The 21139-nt window shown below is 68.2% G+C and carries 19 protein-coding genes, 1 tRNA gene and 1 pseudogene; 8 read left to right on the plus strand and 13 right to left on the minus strand.

What is annotated here, in order from left to right:
* Positions 1–26 precede the first annotated feature (26 nt).
* The 3 genes from ACGF3C_RS18080 to ACGF3C_RS18090 all read right to left on the minus strand — a co-directional run bounded on the left by ACGF3C_RS18080 (position 27) and on the right by ACGF3C_RS18090 (position 6075).
* Entirely contained in the window at positions 27–2696 is a 2670-nt protein-coding gene (locus ACGF3C_RS18080) for an RICIN domain-containing protein (RefSeq protein ID WP_393223200.1), read from the minus strand.
* A gap of 393 nt (positions 2697–3089) precedes the next feature.
* Complete coding sequence (locus ACGF3C_RS18085) at positions 3090–4598, minus strand: glycoside hydrolase family 3 C-terminal domain-containing protein (protein ID WP_393223627.1); 1509 nt, start codon at positions 4596–4598, stop codon at positions 3090–3092.
* Positions 4507–6075, minus strand: a complete 1569-nt coding sequence (locus ACGF3C_RS18090) for a glycoside hydrolase family 3 protein (RefSeq protein WP_393223202.1) — start codon at positions 6073–6075, stop codon at positions 4507–4509. Before ACGF3C_RS18090 ends, ACGF3C_RS18085 begins: the two co-directional genes overlap by 92 nt.
* Before the next feature lie 12 nt (positions 6076–6087).
* Between ACGF3C_RS18090 and ACGF3C_RS18095 the strand changes: the two genes are divergently transcribed.
* Positions 6088–6213, plus strand: coding sequence for a hypothetical protein (locus tag ACGF3C_RS18095; RefSeq protein WP_393223206.1), 126 nt, complete (start codon positions 6088–6090; stop codon positions 6211–6213).
* Positions 6214–6325: 112 nt separating this feature from the next.
* Here the strand turns inward: ACGF3C_RS18095 and ACGF3C_RS18100 are convergent, their stop codons facing one another.
* Entirely contained in the window at positions 6326–6676 is a 351-nt protein-coding gene (locus ACGF3C_RS18100; RefSeq protein WP_357223306.1) for a DoxX family protein, read from the minus strand.
* Between the two features lie 76 nt (positions 6677–6752).
* Complete coding sequence (locus ACGF3C_RS18105) at positions 6753–7691, minus strand: oxidoreductase (protein ID WP_393223208.1); 939 nt, start codon at positions 7689–7691, stop codon at positions 6753–6755.
* A 95-nt stretch (positions 7692–7786) separates the two neighbouring features.
* Between ACGF3C_RS18105 and ACGF3C_RS18110 the strand changes: the two genes are divergently transcribed.
* From ACGF3C_RS18110 to ACGF3C_RS18135, 6 genes are all read left to right on the plus strand, one after another.
* Complete coding sequence (locus ACGF3C_RS18110; protein ID WP_393223211.1) at positions 7787–8422, plus strand: TetR family transcriptional regulator; 636 nt, start codon at positions 7787–7789, stop codon at positions 8420–8422.
* 115 nt (positions 8423–8537) lie between these two features.
* Positions 8538–8870, plus strand: coding sequence for a hypothetical protein (locus ACGF3C_RS18115; RefSeq protein WP_393223214.1), 333 nt, complete (start codon positions 8538–8540; stop codon positions 8868–8870).
* Positions 8867–9295, plus strand: coding sequence for a MerR family transcriptional regulator (locus ACGF3C_RS18120; protein WP_393223217.1), 429 nt, complete (start codon positions 8867–8869; stop codon positions 9293–9295). The genes ACGF3C_RS18115 and ACGF3C_RS18120 overlap by 4 nt, the downstream gene beginning before the upstream one ends.
* On the plus strand, positions 9292–9636 hold the full coding sequence (locus ACGF3C_RS18125; RefSeq protein ID WP_393223220.1) for a YnfA family protein: 345 nt from the start codon (positions 9292–9294) through the stop codon (positions 9634–9636). Before ACGF3C_RS18120 ends, ACGF3C_RS18125 begins: the two co-directional genes overlap by 4 nt.
* A 182-nt stretch (positions 9637–9818) precedes the next feature.
* Complete coding sequence (locus tag ACGF3C_RS18130; protein ID WP_357223288.1) at positions 9819–10235, plus strand: hypothetical protein; 417 nt, start codon at positions 9819–9821, stop codon at positions 10233–10235.
* An 818-nt stretch (positions 10236–11053) separates the two neighbouring features.
* Positions 11054–11566, plus strand: coding sequence for an HAD domain-containing protein (locus ACGF3C_RS18135; RefSeq protein WP_357223285.1), 513 nt, complete (start codon positions 11054–11056; stop codon positions 11564–11566).
* Between the two features lie 112 nt (positions 11567–11678).
* Here the strand turns inward: ACGF3C_RS18135 and ACGF3C_RS18140 are convergent.
* From ACGF3C_RS18140 to ACGF3C_RS18165, 6 genes and pseudogenes are all read right to left on the minus strand, one after another.
* A pseudogene (locus ACGF3C_RS18140) lies at positions 11679–12249 on the minus strand (kinase).
* 15 nt (positions 12250–12264) lie between these two features.
* Positions 12265–12927, minus strand: coding sequence for a pentapeptide repeat-containing protein (locus ACGF3C_RS18145; protein ID WP_393223223.1), 663 nt, complete (start codon positions 12925–12927; stop codon positions 12265–12267).
* 334 nt (positions 12928–13261) lie between these two features.
* A complete protein-coding gene (locus ACGF3C_RS18150) occupies positions 13262–13777 on the minus strand; it encodes an HNH endonuclease (protein ID WP_357223276.1) in 516 nt (171 codons plus the stop codon).
* Positions 13778–14133: 356 nt separating this feature from the next.
* The gene (locus ACGF3C_RS18155) at positions 14134–14463 is read right to left on the minus strand and encodes a hypothetical protein (protein ID WP_393223226.1); all 330 of its coding nucleotides are present in this window, start codon (positions 14461–14463) and stop codon (positions 14134–14136) included.
* A gap of 1247 nt (positions 14464–15710) precedes the next feature.
* Positions 15711–15786: transfer RNA gene (locus tag ACGF3C_RS18160), tRNA-Lys, on the minus strand.
* 158 nt (positions 15787–15944) lie between these two features.
* Entirely contained in the window at positions 15945–16088 is a 144-nt protein-coding gene (locus ACGF3C_RS18165) for a hypothetical protein (RefSeq protein ID WP_393223229.1), read from the minus strand.
* Between the two features lie 273 nt (positions 16089–16361).
* Here ACGF3C_RS18165 and ACGF3C_RS18170 point away from each other — a divergent pair, with 273 nt between their 5' ends.
* On the plus strand, positions 16362–18026 hold the full coding sequence (locus ACGF3C_RS18170; RefSeq protein WP_393223630.1) for a Na+/H+ antiporter: 1665 nt from the start codon (positions 16362–16364) through the stop codon (positions 18024–18026).
* Positions 18027–18077: 51 nt separating this feature from the next.
* On the opposite strand, the gene ACGF3C_RS18175 is transcribed toward ACGF3C_RS18170, so the two are convergent.
* Positions 18078–20729: a DUF4132 domain-containing protein gene (locus ACGF3C_RS18175; protein WP_393223232.1), complete on the minus strand. Its 2652-nt coding sequence runs from the start codon at positions 20727–20729 to the stop codon at positions 18078–18080.
* Positions 20729–21037, minus strand: a complete 309-nt coding sequence (locus tag ACGF3C_RS18180; RefSeq protein WP_357229955.1) for a hypothetical protein — start codon at positions 21035–21037, stop codon at positions 20729–20731. Before ACGF3C_RS18180 ends, ACGF3C_RS18175 begins: the two co-directional genes overlap by 1 nt.
* Between the last annotated feature and the right edge of the window lie 102 nt (positions 21038–21139).

A 21139-nucleotide genomic window follows, 5' to 3' on the forward strand; every position in this document is an offset into this window, starting at 1 on the left:
CGGCCTGGCCCCGGAGTCTGGGTGGATCAGCTACGCAGCGTCCACTGCTGGTTCGGACCACCGTTGCAGGACCACAGGATGATCTTGGTGCCGTTGGCGGTGCCAGCGCCGTTGGCATCGAGGCAGAGCCCGGACTGACCATTCGTGATGGTGCCGTTGCTGTTGACGTTCCACTGCTGGTTCGTGCCGCCGTGGCAGTCCCAGATGATGACCTGGGTGCCGTTGGCAGTGCCGTTCCCGGACGCGTCCAGGCACTTGTTGCCGTAGACGGTCAGTTGCTTGCTGCTGGTGGCGGTCCACCGCTGGTTCGTGCCGCTCCCGCAGTCGTATAGCTGCACCTGGGTGCCGTTCGTGGTCGACGAGTTCGGCACCTCGACACAGCGGCCGGACTGGCCACCCACGAGCTGCCCCTGCCCCGTACCGCTGCCGCCGCCCTGCTGCTGCCGGACGATCGCTGTCGACTCGGCCGACCTGTTGCCCTGTCCGTCGACGACGTAGAGCCGGTACTCGCCCTGCGTGGCCGGTACGGCGATGGAGGTCGCGTTGCCGGCCGCCCTGGTCATCGTCGCCCCGGCGGTGAAGGTGGTCGTGCCGTACGGCGCCAACCAGACCGACTTGGTGGCGTCGCCGGTGCTCCGGATCGGGATCGACGCCGTGGCACTGGCGACGAACGTGCTGGCCGGCAGCACGTAGTTCGGCGCGGAGAAGTTGCTCGCCGGGATGATGTCCCGGTAGGCGTCCTCAAGGCCGGAGTTCGCCGCGATGCCGTACGCCGCCGCCGGCCAGACGTAGTCGGAGGAGACGAGGATGTCGGCGACCGTGCTGTTCGGCAGGTTCTTGTTGGAGACCTTGTTGATCGGGCCGTAGATCTGGGTGATGCTCAGGTCGTGCTTGCGCCCGAAGTCGTCTGAATTGATCATCCAGGTGACGTTCTTGTCGATGCTCAGCACGTTGTCCCGGAAGGTAATGAAGGCCGATCCCTCGTCCGGGTGCAGTCCGTACTTGTGGCCCGAGGGCACGCCCTGGAGATAGTTGTTGGTGATCGTCGTCCCGGGCTGGCTGCCGAGCGTGTAGATCGGCGCGGTGTCACTCAGGCGCTGCACCGTGTCGATGATGTGGTTGTAGCTGATGGTGTTGTTTCTCGCCGTCGTGGTGGGCCGGTTGGGCTGGATCGAACCCGACGACCCGTCGAAGTTCCACCAGCCCCAGCCGAGCGTGATGCCCGACCACGGGGCCTTCTCGATCCGGTTGCGCTGGATGGTGAGGGTGTCGGCGAAGTACGCCGAGATGGGGCTGTGCCCGTTGAACAGGACGGCGCTGTCGTACAGGTAGTTGTTCTTGATGTCGATGTTCTTCGGCAGCCCTTCGACCGACGCGGAGTACTTCTCCCGGTTGGTCGACGTGCCGTCGCCGATGTAGACGTGCTGGGGATGACCGACATTGATGGCCGACCCGGCGATGTCGTTGGTGGCGTTCCCGATCAGCTGCGTGCCCTGCACGTCGTTGACCATGCTGATGCCGTCCGCGCCGGTGTGCTCGATCCGGTTGCGCTGCAACAGGAGGCCGTCAGCGTTCTGGATCTGGATGATGCCGGGGGTGACGTCCACGTTGCGGTAGTGGTAGACGTGGAAGTTGCCCTTGGCGTACACCTGCGCTCCGAGGTTGCCCTGCTGCGCCTGCTTGAAGGACGAGCCGGCCACGTTGAACAGGTTCCAGTCCGAGTGCCGCACCGTCAGACCCGAGAACGTGATATTGCGGGCATGGCTCGACGTCGAGGTGCCGGCCACGCGCAGCACTGTGGTGACGTTGTTCGGCGCGTAGACCGTCGCTGTCGACATGTTCTCGGCACTGGCCTTGTAGTAGTAGACCGTCTTGGTGCCCTTGTCGAAGTAGAACTCACCGGGCGCGTCCAGGAACTCGTACGCGTTCATGAGTTTGTGGGTGCCGCCGACCTGGGCGTTGCCGTTGAACGCGCCCTGCGCGATGGCCGCACCCGGCTGCTGGAAGAGAGCGACCCGGCTCCCGCCGTCGGTGGTCACCTGTCGGACGCCGACGATGGCAGTGGTCCAGGTCGTGCCCGTCTCAATCTCGATGTCGTCCTGGTTGCGCGCGATGGCGGGGAAGTCGCTCTGGTTGTACCTGGCGCCGTCGCACTGCGACCCCGACTCCCAGGCCCACGCGGCCTGGTTGGCCGTGATGTTGTACGTCCCGAAGCACCCGCCGGAGCTGATCGTCTTCGTCGCCATGACAGCACGCTTGTCGTTGACGTAGAGCGCCCGCAGCTTGTTGGCGCGGTCCAGCGGCGCCTTCCAGATGTTGCCGCTGTGCTGGGTCCACCCGGTCACCTGGACGCCACCGTCAAGGACCGGCTTCTCGTTGGCGTAGGCCCCGTAGCTGATCCGGTATCCGTTGGTGCCGGAGTCACTCGACCCGAATTCGATGGTGCTGGTCACCGGATAGGTGCCGCCCCGGAGGAGGACGTTGACGTCGCCGGTCAGGTTTCCGCTTATCGTTCGAACGACGTCCCGCGCACGTTGGATCGTCTTGAACGGCGACTGCAACGTTCCCGGATTGGCGTCGCTACCGTCCGGGGCGACATAGTAGGTCGCCTGGACCGCGGCCGAGGCCGGGAGTTGGTTTGTCAGCACTGCCGGCAGTGTGGCGGCGACAAGCGCCGCCGCCGCCAACACTGACATTCGAGCGGTGGATAAGGCTGACTTCACGTCTGTTCCTCTCACTGGTCGTCGATGTGGTGCCCAAAGTGCGTATCGAGCGACGAGTACGGAACAGCGACGCCACGAAGGGCCGGCGGGGATTTCCGTCGCCCCGACCGCACTCTTTGTTAACCGCCCCGAAATTCTTACTGGGAGCGTAGGTCACACGTCTGACCAATGCAACAGGCAATCGGGGAGCGTCTATGCATAAATGCCCACGGACCGGGCAGACCAGCCATGTCGCCCGGACAACCGTGATCACGTCGTCCGACGAATCCACAGTGCTGTGACGACGTCGCCGCTGAGCACCGAGCCGCCACGCGGCCCGAGCCGGGTCGGGGCCGGGTCGACGATCGACCCGGCCCCGATCTCGGGTCAGCTGATGGAGAACTCCGCCAGCCGCAGCGGGGAGTCGAACACCAGGTACACGTCGTGGGTACCGACGACCCGGGCCAACTCGGTGCTGGCGCTGACGTACCGGTAGTCGTCGCCGGTGCTGGGCACTGTGGCCGTGCCGAGCAGCCGGCCGGTGGGCGACCCCATCCGGATCTGGATCGTGCCGGCGCCCGCACCGGCCTTGGCGACCTTCGCGGTGAAGGTGCGCTCGCCGGCACGCAGCGCGGAACCGTCGAAGGAGATCCACTGACCGGCGGCGGTGGCACCGACCGCCGTACCGCGGGGTTTCGTCTCGTCGACGAGCCGGACCCCCGCGTACCTGTCGAAGTTCTCCGCCCGGGTGGGCCGGGACAGGTCGCGGGCCGGGATGGTCTCACCGCGGACCCGGACCGCGGCGCGGGCGCGGATGTCCTCGACGGACGCCCCGACCATCAGGTCGTGGACTGACGACTCGACCACCCACCTGCCGCGGGTGACGTCCCAGTGCGCCAGATCCACGGCGGGCAGGCGCAGGGTCACCGTACGGGTCTGCCCAGGCGCGAGTTTCACCTGCTGGAACGCCTTGAGCTGGCGGATCGGGGTGGTGTCCCGCGAGGTGCGCTGGTGGGTGTAGAGCTGAACGACCTCGGTCCCGGTCCGGCTGCCGACGTTCGTCACGTCGACACTGGCTGTGATGGTGCCGTCGGCCGCCACCGACTGGGCACCGGCCCGCAGCTGGCCGTACCGGAAGCGGGTGTACGACAGCCCGTGGCCGAACGGGTAGAGCGGTTTCGCGCTGTTGTAGAGGTAGGTCTGCCCGGACGAGATGATGTCGTACTCCAGCAGGTCCGGCGGTAGTTGCGAGTCCGAGCGGTACCAGGTCTGGGTGAGCCGACCGGACGGGTTACGGTCGCCGAAGAGGACGTCGGCGATGGCGTGACCGGTCTCCGCGCCCGCGTGGGTGGTCCAGACGATGGCCGGTACGTGCTCCTGCTCCCATCGGATGGTGACCGGGTAGCTGGTCTGGAGCACGAGCACGGTCCGCGGGTTGGCCCTGACCACCGCCTTGACCAGTGCCTCCTGGCCGGCGCTCAGCGCCGTCGAGGTCCGGTCGTGCGCCTCGCGACCGTTGATGAACGGGTTGCTGCCGACCACCAGCACCGCGGTGTCGGCCGCCTTGGCTGCCGCCACGGCCCGGTCGATGCCGCTGCTGATCACCTCGCGACTGAAATGGGTAGCTGCGTCCGGGGTCGATGCGCCGAGCTTGAGGGCGCCGTCGTCGCCGACCGTCACGTACGTGTCGGCACCGAACCAGCTCTCAGTGGTCTCGTAGCCGACGTAGCGCAGCACCACGGTTCCGTCGGCCTGCGGCTCAAGCTTGAACTGCTGCTGGACGTACCAGCCGTTCGGCTGTTCGTCACGGGTGATGAACGGCCCCCAGTTGTAGCCGAGGTAGCGGCCGCTGGCGGCGTTGCGCAGCGTCACCACGTCCTGCCCCCAGTCGACCACGTCGAACTGGGCGACGAGCGCCGGGGTGGCGCCGGTCCCGAGGACCGGGTCGGCGTCGGTGGTGCCGGTGGCCGAGACGTACCGGCCGGTCGACACGTCCTTCAGCGCGATCCGGTCCGCCCCGTCGAGCCCGCGCACACTGGCCGAGCCGCCCCAGCCGTTCGCGGATGCCGTCGAGCGCCGTCACCTGGTAGGGCAGGTCGCCGCCGTACCAGTCCGAGTAGAGGGTGTCGGCCAGCGGGCCGAGCACCGCCACCTTGCGGGTCCGGGCCGGATCCAGCGGTAGCGCCTGCCGCTCGTTCTTCAGCAGCACCATCGCCTCGCCGGCGGCCTGCCGAGCCAACCGCTGGTGTTCGGGGCTGTTGATCACGTCCGGGGTGATGCCGCCGTGCCGGCCGCCACCCGGGTCGAACTCACCCAGCCGGAATCGAATGTTGAGGATCTCGCGGATCCGGGCGTCGATGTCGGCCTCGGTCAGCAGACCGCTGGCGAGGGCCTGCTTGATCGCGGTCATGGTCGGCTGCGCGTTCGTGTCGTCGGTGATGAAGCTGCTCAGGCCGGCCTTGATGATCGCCGCGTTGCCCTCGGCCTGGGTGGCGTAGTACTTCTGGGTGTTGACGAGGTTGTTCGGCGCCCAGGCGTCGGTGACGTTCATCAGCGGCCTGTCGGTCCAGTCCCGGAACACCGTCATCGGGTCCGGGTCCACTGTCGCCGGACGACCGTTGACCAGGTTGTACGACGCCATCACCCCGGTCGCCGCACCGGCCGCGATGGCCGGCTTGAAGGCGGCGCGGTCGTACTCGTTGAGCACCCGAGGCGGCACGTTCGAGGAGGTCACGTCGCGTCGGACCTCGTTGTTGTAGGCCAGGTAGTGCTTGAGGGTCGGTGCGCTCTTCAAGTGGTTCGGGTCACCGCCGGTCATTCCCGACCCGTACGCGGTGGAGATCTTCGCGGTGAGCAGCGGGTCCTCGGAGTAGCCCTCCTCGTTGCGGCCCCACCGGGGGTCGCGCAGCAGGTTGACCACCGGCGCCCAGAGGTTGAGCCCCCAGACCCGGGGATTCTGCGCGTGGTAGCCGCGCGCCTCGTCGCCGACGGCCGAACCGACCTGCTGGATCAGGTCGGTGTTCCAGGTGCTCGCCATGCCCACCGGCTGTGGGAAGGCGGTGCCGCGAGCCTTGACCACCGCGCCGTTGTTGTCGATGTCGGTGGACCAGGCCACCCCGTGCAGCGCCTCGGTGCCGGTCTTGAACAGGCCGATGCCCAGCCGGGGAATGGCCGGCTGGTACTGGTGCAGCCAGGAGATCTTCTCGTCCTGCGTGAGCCGGCCGAGCAGGTCGTCGACCCTGACGTTCACGGGCAGGCTGGGATCTCGGAACGGGTAGGTGGGTTCGGCGAGCGCGGTGCCGGGAACGGCCGGTAGGGCCAGCAGGGCGAGCGCGAGCGCGGTGATTCCGCGCCGAAGGCGCCAGTTCCGCATGCGGTTCTCCTCATGTCGTACGACAGACGCCCAGCGGGCGCCGAGGCCGGCGTGACCAGGCTCGACACCCGGCTGACGGGCCTGAACGACGAATCGTCGAAGCGCTTCGACGACCCGGCCGCGTCACCACGGCCATGATTGTTGTGATCCGCGCAACTATAGATGCCCCTCGATGACCGGGCAATAGCTGCTCCGGCAGGATGAGTTCGTCGGGCCAGCCCAGGACGTCGTGGGAGGCGCACCAACCGATTCACCAGTGGTAGAGCACGTTCACTGTCAGCGCGGCCACCTCGGTGACGAAGAAGACAGCCCAGCCCACCAGCTGACGGGAGCCGACGCGCAGATGCGCGATGAGCGCGCCGATGAAATACAGCACCAGCCCGGCGGCGGCGAGGGTGCCCAGCAGCGGTACGGCGAAGCCCGCCAGCAACCCCAACGAGCCTGCCGCCAGCGCCATGCCCAACCGCGGTACCCATGACCGTGGCACGCGCTTCATGTCCGCCTGGGCCTTCGGATAGTCGTGACCGATCAGGTAGGTGACGGCGGCGAAGCCGGTGAAGATCGACGCGAGAATGGTGACCGTGACGTAGGCAGCGAACATTCTTTCCTCCGTTGTGTCTGCTCGCCCCTGGACGATCTGGCAAGGCGGAACGTGACGGCTGCCGGATGCGCAGCGATCAGCTCGCCGGTCGCAGCGCGCCGAACCGTACGCCGGTGGCCTGTTCGGACAGTTCCCACAGACGGCGGCCGTGCTCGGGGTCGGTCGCGGCGGCGGAGAGCTTCGCCGGCGCGGGGTGGCCGCGCAGTTCGCCCGGCCCGCCCGGGGCGACGAGCTGGCCCGGCTGCGCACCGGGGTCGGTGGCGGCGAACAGCTGCGGCCAGACACCGCGGTCGACCGGCTGGGCGAGGAGTGGGTTGCCGATCCGGCCCAGCAGCAGTCGCCAGATCGGTGTGGTGGCGCTGCTCTGCAGATTCGTCGCTGTGTAGCCGGGGTGGGCGAGGAAGCTGCCCAGCGGACTCGCCACGGCGCTGAGCCGCTGGTGCAGCTCGTAGCCGAAGATGGCGTTGGCCAGCTTGGATGTGTTGTAGAAGCCCATCGGAGAGTAGCCCCGCTCGCCGGTCGGGTCGTCGAAGCGCATCTTCGCCTGCCGGTGGTTGACCGAGGTGACGGTGACCACCCGTGGATCCCGGCCGGCCAGCAGGAGGTCGAGCAGGAGCCCGGTGAGAGCGAAGTGCCCGAGGTGGTTCGTGGCGAACTGCATCTCGTGGCCCTGCGGGCTGAGGGTGCGCGGCAGGGCCATCACCCCCGCGTTGTTGATCAGCACATCCACCCGGCGATGGTCGGCGTGCATGCCGTCGGCGAACTCCCGCACCGAGTCGAGGTCGGCGAGGTCGATCCGCCGGACTTCCAGGTCGACGCCGGGCCGGGCTGCGGCGATGTCGGCCGCCACCCGGCGACCTCTCTCCTCGTCGCGGACGGCCAGCACGACGCGCGCACCGCGGACGGCGAGTGCCCGGGTCGTGACCAGGCCGAGGCCCGCCGTGGCACCGGTGACGACGAAGGTACGGCCGCTCAGGTCGGGGATCTGTTCAGTGGACCAACCATCGACAGTCATGCGACCCACTGTGCTACTCGTGGCACTCAGTGTCAAGCAATGCGCATGATGCCAACAACGGCATCAAGCGGCAGCGAATGACGTAGCATCGACTGATGAAATCCCGTGCGGACAACAGCCTGGCCGAGCGCAAACGCCAGTTCGTTGCCGACGAGTTGCGTGACGCCGCCCTGATGCTGCTCGCGACCAAGGGTTTCGACGCGGTGACAGTCGACGACATCGTGGCGGCGGCCGGCATGTCGCGGCGTACCTTCTTCCGCTACTTCGCGTCGAAGGAGGACGTGGTCGTCCGGTTCCTGGCCGACACCAGCGCGGACATCATCACCGAACTCGCCGCCCGGCCGTCCGCCGAGGCACCGTCGGTCGCGCTGCGTCACGCACTCTGGGTGCCGCTCGCCGCCTGCAACGACCACCCGGAGCACTCCGAGCGGGCCCGGGTCGTCGTCCGTCTGATCCTCGACACCCCCGCCCTGCACGCCCGCTGGCTGGAACGCCAGATCGAGTGGCGCACCGAGCTGTCCGCCGAGTTGGCCAACCGCCGTCGCCTCGACCCGCACACCGACCCCTACCCACGGATGGCCGCCGGGATGGCCCTGCTGGCACTCGACACGGTGCTTCAGCGGTGGCAGCCGGGCGACGACGAGCAGCACCTGGCCGAGCTGATGGACCAGGCGTTCGCCGTCGTGGCACCGGCCCTCGACGCGCCTGCCGCGTCACCCGCCGCCGGCTGAGCACGAGTCAGCGCGGTTTCAGCGCCCCGCACCGGCGACCGTGGTGACCGGTCGGTGAGCCTGCTGAGCGTCCGGCTTGCATCCGGTACCCAGGTACACGCTTACCGTCGTTGGTATGACCACTGACTCCCCGGCGTGGGTGCCCGAGTCGTGCACCCTGCCGAGCGGGCAACGGCCGCTGCGGCTGGTCGAATTCGACAACCTGTTCGCCACCTTCCTGCTGGCGCAGCAGCGGCTGTCCCCCACCGAACTGCTGTGGCGTCTCGACCCGGCCGCCGAGGCGACCGCCCGAGACCTCATCGGCCGGGAAAGCTCCTGCTGCTCGTTCTTCTCGTTCACCCTCGCCGCCGACACACACACGCTGCGCCTCGACGTACGGGTGCCGGTCGCGCACGTCGACGCCCTCGACGCGCTCGCGCAGCGCGCCGCCGCCGGGATGACGACGTGAGCGGGTTGCGCAGCGGCCAGGTCGCCGCCGCGGCCGGAGTGAACCCGCAGACGCTGCGCTATTACGAACGCCGCGGGCTGCTCGCCGAACCAGACCGAAGCCTCGGCGGGCACCGCCTTTATCCGACCGAAACGGTCACCCTGCTGAAGGTGGTCAAAGCGGCGCAGCGGCTCGGGTTCACCCTCGACGAGGTCGCCGAGCTTCTCGACGCGGGCGAGCACCGTCACGGTCGCCACGCCGACGCCGGCCTGCGGTCCCGTGCCCAGGCAAAGATCGCCGAGGTCGAGGCGAAGATCGCCGATTTGCAGGTCATCGCCGACACACTGCGCGCCGCGGTGAAAGCCGGCTGCGACGACCTCGTCGAGTGCGCCGGGCAGCCGTGCTGTCCCATCCCCTTCACCACCATGGGTACGGTCCACGGATGACCGTCGTCCGCTCGATCCTGTTGTTCGTCGTCGCCGCCCTGTTCGAGATCGGCGGAGCGTGGCTGGTCTGGCAGGGCTGGCGCGAGCACCGCGGCCTGTGGTGGATCGCCGGCGGAGTCATCGCCCTCGGCGCGTACGGATTCGTCGCCACCTTTCAACCCGACCCGAACTTCGGACGCATCCTCGCCGCCTACGGCGGCGTGTTCGTCGCCGGATCCCTCGCCTGGGGCGTGATCGTCGACAAGTTCCGGCCCGACCGCTGGGACATCATCGGCGCAAGCATCTGCCTGATCGGCGTCGCCCTGATCATGTACGCGCCGCGTTCGGCAGGCGGCTCCTGATCGCCACCAAGCCGGTGGCCTGGGGTCGCATGACAATTCGACCTGAGAAGCGGCGCACCGGAGGCGTTCGGAGTGTTCGGACCTGTTCGGAACTGCCCGCGCGTCTGTCATCACAGACGGATCGCGCCCACCATCGATCGTGACGACCACACCGGTCGTTTCTCGACGGTAGGAGGTTGCCGATGATCCGCAAGAGTTCACGCTGGTTCGGTGCCACGCTGATGGCGTTGGTGCTCACGGCCACCGGGCTCGTGGCCACCACGAGCACCGCTTCGGCGGGGTACCCCATCATCGTGTATTCGGCCGACCCGTACTCCGCCGGCAACGGCTTCGCCATCTACACCAACTCCGGGATCGATGCGGCGTTCAGAGCCTGCGACGAGGGCGCAGCGGACGGCCGCCGTACCATTGGCCGGATCTGGTGGGAGCCCGTGTACGCCAAGGTCACGCTCCACGCGGCGGGCGGCAGCGGCACCTGCTCCGAGCCTTACTACGTCAGGCTGCTGGCGGGCACGAGAGTCTATGTCGAAGCATGTGAGCGCAAAGGCGCGAACGGCGCCGACGAGAAGTGCCGAACGACCTGGGACATCGTGGGGTGACTGAAGTCGGCCGGCCGGTGTTCGTCAGCCGGCCGGTCGTCAGGCCGGTCGCCGCCGGAGTCATCGCCCTCGGCGCGTACGGATCCCTGATCACCAGGAGCCGATCCTGCTCGCTCAGGGCCCTCGTCGAGGCGCGCGCCCGTCCCCGCGCCGTAGCGTGGCAGGGGTGGCACCACCCCGCATGGCACCGCCGTCAGGGATGAGCCGCCGGCTGACGTTCCTCTTCGCGATGGCGGCGGGAGTGGCGGTCGGCAACCGTGCTCTACCGCGCGATTCCACCGCTGGCACCGCGCACGCGCATGCCCTACGCGCAGCTCATCGCCTCGGTCGGCGCGGTGGTCGTACGAGAGCAGGCGGTCCGATGGACGATCGCGGTTGGTCGCTCCACTCGTGATCCGCGTCGCCCCGCCGGACAACGCAACTCAGAGGACATGACCGGTTGGTCATGCCCTCTGAACATCGCTGGTGCGCCGCCAGGGACTCGAACCCCGAACCTGCGGATCAAGAGGATCAAGCCGGAACTCGTCACTGCCAGTGCCTACGGCAATACGTGAAGGTGTCGGCGAACGCACGAGAATTCCTTGGTTGAGGGTGTGGATTGTGGCGTTGCCGTGTGGTCGGGTCACCGGCACCGCCGGAGCGGAAATCCGGTGAGATGCGCCCGGGCACCGCCCCTGCCGTGGTTCGCCGTCGGTGGCGCACGTCCGCCGGCACGGAGCTGCAGCGGAACGAATGGCCTCGGGATGACGGTGTGGGCGCCTCCTTCTCACCGAGCACGGAGGTAGCCGTTGGCGGGGTAAGGGCTAGCCTCTGGGGCCATGCCCGACCCTGCGCCGCTTCCCTTGCTGTTCCTCGACGTGGACGGCACCCTCATCCCGTTCGGAACACCCACGGCGACTCAGCCGGGCATACCGCATGGCCACACCCCGGCTCCGGTCCTACCGGCCGACACCCATCCCCTGCTGCACAAGGTCGATCCAGAACACGGCCGCCGGCTGGAGGCCCTGGCGTGTGACCTGGTGTGGGCGACGACCTGGATGGACGACGCGAACGACGTGCTCGCCCCCCTGCTCGGGCTACCGACCCTGCCCGTCGTGGACTGGCCCGACTCCGACGAGGTCGGGCTCCTGCACTGGAAGACCCGTGGGTTGGTCGAGTGGGCGCAGGGACGCCCCTTCGTCTGGGTGGACGACGAGATCTCCCACGCTGATCAGCAATGGGTGTCGGCTCATCACCCAGGCCCGGCCCTGCTGCATCGGGTCGACCCACGTCGCGGGCTGACCGAGCACGACTTCACGGTCATCGAGAGCTGGCTCGTACGGGCGCGGTAGGCAAGCTTCACGCCGTCGCAGTCGCCGTGCTTGGCGGACTGTCTGGCAACCCGGGACCGACGTTGGGGAACGGTGCGTCGAAACGGCGGCACCGGTAGCCGGTTGGGCTGCTCTACTGGGGCGCAAGGTTCGGTAGCAGGTCGTCGTCGCGTCCGGTCTGGGGCAGCCCGGCAGCAACGGCGATGGCCTCGACGGCCTCGTCCAGTCCGGTGGTCTCGGGCAGGACGAGGCCGTCGAGGCCAGCCCAGGACGTCATGGGCGGCGTACCAGCTGCTCACGTGCTCGGCGGTGAACTCGCTGGCCTGCGGGCGGGTGAGGTGCCGGCGCAAGGTTTCGGGCAGGGACACGTCGAGATAGCAGAACAGCGAGCGGCCGCGGTGGCTGTTCCGCAGGGAGGTCAGCATGCTGGGGTAGCGGCTGGTGTGCATGATGCCCTCCAGCACCACGTGGTACCCGTGGTCCAGCGCGAACCGGACGGTCTGCCCGATCAACGCCGGTGCGGCGCCGCCGGGCTTGTCGCGCTCGCGCAGCAGAATGCGGCGCAGGTAGTCCTGCTCAACCAGGGCGCAGCCCCGGCCGTGCCGGCGTCGTAGTTCGCGGCCGATGCTGCTCTTACCCGAGCCGGAGTTGCCCCGGATGCAGACGAGGATCGTGTCCGGGCTGCCGGTGGGTTCAGCGAGCACGATGCCTCCTCGGCTTCAGTCGTTGCGGACGGTGAGGTTGAGGGCGGCGACGGCCAGCTGGGTGAGGTCAGGAAGTTGGTCCTCGCCGAGGGTGACGCCGCGCAGGTTGTCCAGCGGCGTCTTGAGGCCCTGGAGTCGGCTGCCCCGCAGATCGGTGCCGTCGAGCTGGCAGGAGTCCAGTTCCAGTCCGGCGAGGTCACATGACCGCAGCGCGATGCGAGGTAGTCGGCAGGAGGACCACGCCCCGTTGGTGAGAGTGCAGTCGGTGAACGCGACCGAACCGGCGGCGGCGACGCGGTGGAAGGTGGAGTAGTCGAAGCGGCAGCCGTCGAACAGGACGTCCTTGAGGCGTACGTCGGTGAGTCTGGTGCCCGTAAACCGGGAGCCGGTGATGGCGCAGCGTTCGATGGCTATGCCGGTCAGGGTCGCGCCGGAGAAGTCGGTGCGGGTGATCTCGCAGCCGTAGAGGCTCCCGGCTTCCCAGGTGCTCTCGCTCAGGTCCACGCCGGTGATCAGACTGCTGCGGATGTGGGCGTCCTCAAGGTGCGAGCCGTGCCACGCGGCGCCCTCGATGAGGGCCTCGGTGAGGCCGTCGGCGAGATTCGTCGTGGTGTCGAGGTCGTCCGGTTCGAGGTCCGGCAGCAGGACCTTCACGTCGCCGATCGTGGTGGTGCGCATGTGTCCTCAACATGGGTGGGCGCGAGGTGGGTGGTTCCGTTGGAACAGCTTCCGTTGTGGGGACCGAGCGCCGGCGAAGGTCCGAGACCGAAGCCTGTCCTGGCGCGACCAGCGACACTCTGCCTCCTGATCACAGTGAAGGCGGCATCCAACCCCTCCGTCCAACGTCTTGTAGTCCCGTTTGCTGAGCGCCTGGATGGCGAGTTGGTCGGCCAGGCGCCCGGTACCGGCATCGACCACTTACCCAAAGAACTCCTCGTCATCGAGTATGGCCACGTCCTGGCCTGGCAGCCGATGGCGTCAGCGGCGGCGAAGTGCAGTTAATAACGCCCAGTCAGATGTGGGCCCGAGCATTCGCGAGGGGGTTGCCAGCACCATCTCCGTACTTCTGCTGCTCGCGTTCAGAGCCGTAAAGCGAAAGCAGCCAGCGGGCGTGAGCCACTCGGTCTTCCACCCTTTGTCCCGATGGCTGCGCGGTGATCCACAGCTCTAGGTTCTCAGGGCGATTGTCCGCGCGGTCACCGTTCTTGTGATGCACGTTCTCGTGCCGGACGAGATAACGACCTAGCTCCTGCTCCATCACGTGCCGATGTTGGTTGACCCAGCCTTTGTGTTGAGCGTTGGGGTGGTCGGGGAGGTAGACATGGACGTAGCCGAATTTTGTCGTCCTTGTCGATACGCCGGGAACTGGGCGGCTGCGGGTTGGAGCGTCCATGTCGGTGCCCTTGTACTTCCGCATGTAGTGCAGTTGGCAGAGGCCACGGGAGTAATACGGGTCGGTGCAGCCTTGCCACTCGCAAAATTCCGGCTTGTGCTCCGACCGTACCGATTCGCGCATCGGCGCGTCCATGTCGGTGCCTCGCTGCTGGCGTAGAAGGTGGGCGTTGCAGAGACCTTTGCCCCGACACGGTCGGCTACATCCTAAGTGGCTGCACGTCTGGGGTTCGCCGCGAATAGGCATGTCCAAAGCCCAGCCTCGGTCCACCCGTCGCTGGTGCGGATCGCACATCAGGGATGCGGCCAGCTTCCGAAGCCTGCTGCAGCCCTCGACCTCACAAACGCGCTTCTCGGAGCGCAGGCGGCGCAACTCGGTCGTCGACATGTCCATCGGCAGGCCCTGGCCCTGGCGGAGTTGGTGAAATCCGCAGAGCGATGCGTACGATGCCGGCCGTCGGCGACATCCCTTGTAGGCGCATGCCTGTCGGCTCATGGGTTCACCTGCGCATTCTGGTACTCCAGCTGCTCTTCCTCAGTGCCGTACTGCGCTAGGAGCCAACGAGCATGGGCGATCCTGTCGGGGACTCGCTGGCCGGCTGGCTGGGCAGTAATCCAGATCTCCAGGTTCTCGAGTCGGTTGTCGGCACGGTCACCGTTCTTGTGATGGACGTTCTCATGCGGTTGTAGCAGGCGTTTCAGATGTTGCTCCATGACGTACCGGTGGTGGACCACCCAACCCTGCCCAACGGCGTTCGGGTGGTCGGGCACAAAGATGTGAACGTAACCTTGCAGAGTTTTGCGTAGAGTTACGCCCGGCATCCGGGGATTCTTCCGCGGAGGCCCGTCCATCGTCAGCCCGTTGTAGCGACGTCCGTAGTGCAGGCTGCAGAGCCCGGCCGATCGGAGTGGTCTGGCGCAGTCCCGCCAGGTGCACGTGTCCGGCCATTCGCGCCCGAGCCACGACTCCCGCACCGGCGCAGTTAGATCGAGCCCTTTTCGTTGTCGTTGCAAGTGGGCGCTGCAAAGTCCACGCCCCTTATGCGGGTGGTCGCAACCAGGCCGTTCGCATCGGCGTGGAGTTTCGGCACGGAACGGCGTATCCATGGGCAAGCCTTGTTTCTGGCGTCGTCGATGGCCAGCGCACAATCCCTTTGCGGCAACCCATCGACCACACTCGCCGGCAGAGCACACTTTCGGTCCGAACAAGGCGGATCTCGGTGCATCCAGCGGAAGGCCGCGGTCAAGGCGCAGCTGATGGCGTTCGCAGATCTGCGAGCCCGGCAGGGGTCGCCTGGCGCACTCCTCGACGTGGCAGCGGGCGCTACCCCGGTTCTTGATTGGCGCATCCATTGGCAATCCGAGGTTCTGCCGGCGTGTGTGCGCAGCGCAGAATGCCGAACGCGCGGTCTTCCGACGTCCACAACCGTTGAAGGTGCAGACACCGCTGGCGGATCGACTTGCGACCGGTTTCTCCAGCGGAAGTCCTTGCTCCTGACGCCGTCGATGAGGGCCGCACAAGCCTGCTGCACCGTCGCGTCGACGCGCGCAATCACCGTAGGCGCAGACCGGCCTGCCGTTTACGCGACGCGGCTTCTCGAATGATGCCATCACGGCCGGCACCGTAGCCGGAGGGTATGACAGAAGGTGACGATCGACCGAGGCGGAACGACATCATGATCCACCAGGCTCGGTACCGTCCGGACGAAGCTCGCAAACGATGTCGCATAGCCGCCGCTGCGACGGCGAGGTCGACCGCGATATCCGCAACCCGACCCAGGAGCGCGACCAGGGCGAAGTCGTTCGGGTTGGCCGACAGTCGGCGGTGGTGATCAGCGCCTCGAACTGTAGGTGCCCCAGCCCAAGGGCCGGCGACTCGGACGGCATCGTGGGCCCACGGACATAGTCGGCCGGCGAATGCTCCAGGATGGCGTCGATGACGCAGCCCGATAGCACCTGACCACGACAGGTCCATCGGCTCCCGAGCACCCGCCGAGCTACCACCCACCATCGCCGTAGGCGAAAAGGCCCCGACCCAGTGTGATTCACCAGTTCAGGGCCTTGCTCGTTGGTGCGCCGCCAGGGACTCGAACCCCGAACCCGCGGATTAAGAGTCCGCTGCTCTGCCAGTTGAGCTAGCGGCGCTCGCTGGCAACGGGACGAGACGCTAGCACGCGGACGTCACCCGAACAGGCAGGGGTTCGCCTCACCGCAGCGTCAGCGTGACCTGCCCGGTTGCGAATCCGGACGGGTCCACCACCACCGTGTACGCGCCGGAGGCCGGCAGTGTCGTCGGCTCGATGTCACCAGCCCTGTTGATCCTGGCCGGGCCGCAGGGCCAGGCCGAGGTCGCCGTCGGCGGGCGCCGCGACGGCGTTCACGGCACCGGCTGCCAGGGCGGTCAGCAGTACGGGAAGAGTGACCGCGAGTCGCACCGTCCACCTCATGGTGCGGACTGTAGGGGCGCGACGGCCGATCTTCGCACGCTCTGTCGGGGACCGGTCCCGGCCGTGACCTTGAGGTACCGGTGGTCGTCGCCGGTGTCGGGCACGGTGGCCGTGTTCAGCAGTCGGTCAGGTCCGGTGCCCAGGCGGGTACGCTCGTCACTGCTGCATGCTGCGCCGACGGTACCGTTCGGCCGGCTCGGCCACGAACCCGCGGTGGCTCCGAGCAACCTCGCGCCGATCCAGGGGAATGTCAACCAGGTGAGCACCCATTCGATGTTGTTGTTCGTGCTCGCCGCTGTCGCGGTCATCGTCGTCGTGCGGTGGGTGGCGGCCCGCACCGGGCTGCCGGCCGCGGCGCTTCTGCCGCTCATCGGCATCGTGTACGCGCTGCTCCCCGGCCCCAACGTCGGCCTTGACCCCGACCTTGTGCTCATGATCGTGCTGCCGCCGTTGCTCTACAGTGCCGCACTGGACTCCTCGCTGTTGGACATCCGCCGGAACCTCCGCATCGTGGTCAGCTTGTCCGTGCTGCTGGTGCTCCTCACCGGGGTACTGGTCGGCATCGGGTTCCACCTGTTCGTCGCCGGGGCGACGCTCGCTGCCGGGATCGCGGTCGGCGCCGCCATCGCGCCACCCGACCCGGTGGCCGCCCTGGCTGTGGGCCGCCGGGTGAACCTGCCACCGAAGATGGTCACGATCATTCAGGGCGAGGGGCTGCTCAACGACGCCACAGCGCTGACGATGCTCAGCGTCGCGGTGGCCGCCGCGGTGGGTGGTGAGTTCTCGTTCCCGTCCGCCGTTGCCCAGTTTGTCCTGGCGGCGGTCGGCGGGGTCGCCGTGGGAGCGGCAGTGGCCTGGCTGGTACGTCTGGCCCGACCGTTCACGGCGGACCCACTGTTGTCGAATGCCATCTCGCTCGCGACACCGTTCGTGGCCTACCTGTTGGGCGAGGAACTGCACGTCTCCGGGGTGCTCGCCGTGGTGGTCGCCGGGCTGATCGTCGGTCACAAGGCGCCGCAGCTCACCTCGGGGGCCGCCCGGCTGCAGACCAGCGCGGTGTGGCGGCTGGTCGACTTCCTCCTCGAAGGCTTCGTCTTCCTGCTCATCGGCCAGCAGCTTCCCGAAGTCGTCAAGGGCCTACGTCAGTACGACACGTCGACAATCGTCATCGCTGTCGCCATATCGGTCGGCGTGGTGCTCCTGCTGCGCCCCGCGTGGCTGGTGATGACCCAGTCCCTCCCTCGGTCGTTGCACACTCGACTGGGCGGCATCTCCGAGCAGGACGACCCCGACGAACCCGGGAGTGCCCGGCGGATCGAGCGCGCTGACCGCAACGCCCGCCGGCTCACCTCCCGTGAGGTGGTGGCTCTGAGCTGGTCCGGCACCCGTGGCGTGATCAGCCTGGCCGCGATCTTCACCCTGCCGCTGACCACCAACAGCGGCGCACCCTTTCCCGACCGTGACCTCCTGCTGTTCTGCACCTTCGTGGTCGTCCTGGTGACACTCGTCGGGCAGGGCCTGACGTTCGCGCCGCTCGTGCGGATGCTGGGCCTGCGCGCCAACGAAGCAGACCAGGCCCGGGTACGCAACGAGGCCCGCTCGGCGGCGGTCGAGGCCGCCCTGGCCCGCCTCGACGAGGTCGCCGCCGTGGAGTCGGACAGTGCGGTGGCCGTCAACACCACCCGTACGCAGCTGCTGGCCCGCCTGGCGCGCTACCGCGGGCGGCTGGACCTTCTGGAGCAGAGCGACTCATCGGAACTGCCCACCTCCCCGGAGTACGAGAGGGCGCTTCGGGTTCGCCGGACGGCCATCGACGCGCAGCGCGAGGAGCTCGTGCGCTGGCGCGACTCCGGCCGGCTGCCGGATGAGGAACTCCGCGTGCTGGAACGAGAACTCGATCACGAGGAGCTGCTACTCCCGAGGCGGACCTCCAGCTGACCTGCCGGGTGACGGCGCCGTGGCCTCAGCCCGGCGCCGTCACCCGCCGCCTCACAGTTGGCGCAGGATCACCGGGTCCTTGATCTTCTTGTCAGCCGCGAGCAGCAACGCCTTGCTGATGATTTCGCCGAGCCGGCTGTCGCCCTCGAAGGGCAGGTACATCTCCGGCTCCTTCGCCTTCGCCGAGTCGGGAATGATGCACAGGTACCGGTCGTCCGGGGCGATCAGGATGTTGCCCGAGCCGCAGTGGATGCGGTACGTGTGCAGATCACCCCGCACTTCGAGGAACCGGTCGGTGAACGTGCACCGGTTGGCAATCGCCAGCCGGGGGATCAGCTCGGCCAGCACCTCCCGGCGGGTCTGGGCCGTCGGGGTGAGGTCGCCGAAGCTGTTCTGCGACCAGTAGTCGCGGTACCGGCCCTGGGGACCGCCGTCGTACCAGTTCGGGTCGTTGCCCACCCCGGCCGCGGCAACGAACAGGTCGACGTCACGCATCACCTCGCTCAGTACGACCGCCGGAACCTCCTCCAGCGGCACCGGCGTGCGTTCCCCCCGGAGGAACACCAGTTGGTCGGTCCCCATCGTGTCGAACATCAGGTCGTCGCCCTGATCCTCGATCCCGGCGATGTGCAGCACGGCGCGCATCTCCCAGTCCGGAAGGGCAAGCCAGGGGTCCTGGTAGCTGGCGCCGTCGTTGCGGTGTCGAACGTGCGACCAGCCTCGCCGGGACAGCAGCGCGATGAGGCGGTGCTGGCGCACGATGTGCGCGGCGAACCGGTTGGAGTACGTGCCGGTGGCCCGCTCCGCGTCGGTTAGCAGGTACTGCTCGCGGTGCGCCTGCTTGAACGGCTGGGTGATCGTGTGCCGGGCCAGGAAGTCCCGCCAGGCCGGGACCGCCGCCGGATCGTCGACCGGGTGCCACAGCCGTACCGTGGCGTCGCCGGCGGGCTCGAACACCGTGCCGTCCACGGTCCGCAGGGCGTCGCCGCCCCAGCAGCAGGCGACGCCGTCGACGGTCCAGATCAGCCGGCGGGCCAGGGTCCGGGCCAGCGGGTGGTCCAGGAACCGCTCCCGCCACTGCTCGACGGTCCACGCGCGGTCGCGCCGCAGCAGCCCCTCCAGGCGGTCGCGGGTCCCGATCAGCGTCGCGCCGATGTCCGCGACTGTCGCCTTCAGCTCCTTCAACTCCTCGCCGTGGTCCTTGCGCACCTGAGCCGGCGGAGCCTTGACCACCTTGCCGTCGGCGTTGCGCCACACCACTGTGGCATCGATGCCGCGCACCTCGACCTCGTACGAGCTGTCACCCAGCTTGTCCGCGAGCGGCAGCCCGAAGCCGGGCAGCGCCATCTCCTCGACGTCCTCGCGGCCGACGCCGCGTGCCTCGGCGTGCTTGGTCAGGCCCTTCTCGACAATGCGGAGCGTGCTCTTGTAGGTCAACCGCGAGGCCAGCCGAGCCAGTTGCGCGAGGGCGGCGGGGTGATCGGTGTCGACGAGCACCGCAACGGCGAGGTTCGCCAGCTTCGGGCTCGCCGGGCCGTGCCCGGGAATCTTGCGGGCGGCCCGTTCCGCGATGTGGGCGAGGCTGCGCAGGGTCTCCTCCGAGGGCGGAAGCATCGCCCGCATCCAGATCAGCCCCCACAGCAGCCCCACGTTGTAGCGGTCGATCGTCCTTGGTGAGGCATCCGCCAGGTGGCCTGGGCAACACGTCGTCATGCGCAGCGGCAGGGTGCGCGCCTGACCCACCAGCGGGAGCCAGTCGTCGAGACGCGCGGCGAACTCGTCGCCGCCGACCGCGTCGAGCAGGGACCGGCCGGTCTTGCGCCAGGCGGTCGTCGGCTTGGCCTTGTCCGCGCCGAGCGGACAGTGGACCAACAGCGCGTGCCAGGCGGCCCCACACTCCTCCGGCATCGCCTCGATGTCGGCGACGGCGCGGTCGGCCCACCGCTCGCCGACGTTGGGGATCGGCCACATCCGATCGCCTTCGTCGCTCAGGTGGTACGAGCCGCGCTCGATCCGCGTCCGACGCCAGGTCGCCAGTGCCGCCGGGTGGGTACGTCCGGCCCGCGCCCGGGCCTGGATGGACTCCCAGGTGAGGTCGTTGAGCCCCCAGCTCCACCTGTTGAATCCCAGCCACGCTTGACCGCTCAGCCGGTCGAGCCATCCGGCACTGCCCAGCCCGCCGCCCGAGAGCACAATCCTGATTAGCTTGAGCCGCCCGTCGCTGTCCTCCCCGGGCACCGTCAACGCGTCGAACACCGCCTGCCGCACCCGCACCGGCCGCCCGGCCAGGAACTTCTCGGCCCGGGCCCACGTTTCCCGGCGGGCACCGTCCCACGGTTCGCCGATGTAGGGCCGTTGCGGCCGGTACTTGATCAGCGTCAGCGCCGCGGCGACCCACCGATCCGGATCCGCGCCGGCATCATCAAGGTCTGCCAGTGCGGCGCCGAGCACCTGGACATGTTCGGTGGTCTCCGGCAGCAGCTCCCGCTGGGCGGGTGCGAGATCGTACGGGCCGTCCGGGTCGTTGAGCGCGGCGAGCAGCACCGGGCCCCTGCCGGCTGGCGCCAACGCGCACAGCGCCGCCACCTGCCTGGCGTACTCCCGACGGTCGTACCGCGAGTCAGACCCGACGGCTTGCTCGCACCACCCGGTGCCGGTGGCGATCAGCTCGCGTAGCGCCAGCTCCGGATCGGAGTCGCTCATCAGCCACCCACCAGCGGGACGAGCTTGAGGAACGTGATCCGGGACCCCGCGTGCAGGTGAACCTTGTCGTCCAGGGCCGTCACCTGCCGGTCGTCGACCAGCACCACGAAGCCGTTGCGGCCGAACGCCTCGAGCGTCGCCCGGGTCCGCTCCTCCGGATCGACGTGCCCGCCGGACTCCGCCACCTCCAGAAAGACCCGCCGCCGAATCAACTCGCCGAGGCGTACCTCTTCCTCGAAGACGTCCATGGTCCACTCAGGACCACTCGGCGCTCCGGTCACTTCATCGGTGATGGTGATCATCGGCATGGCGCCGAGGCTAACTGAACACTCCGACAGCGTTTCGCTCTCGTTCCACCGCCGTTCAGCCGGCGAACGGGGCGCGATTGATCCGTCGCAGGCCGGGTAGCT

Source organism: Micromonospora sp. NPDC047762 (genome assembly GCF_043204655.1).
Classification (GTDB): domain Bacteria; phylum Actinomycetota; class Actinomycetes; order Mycobacteriales; family Micromonosporaceae; genus Micromonospora.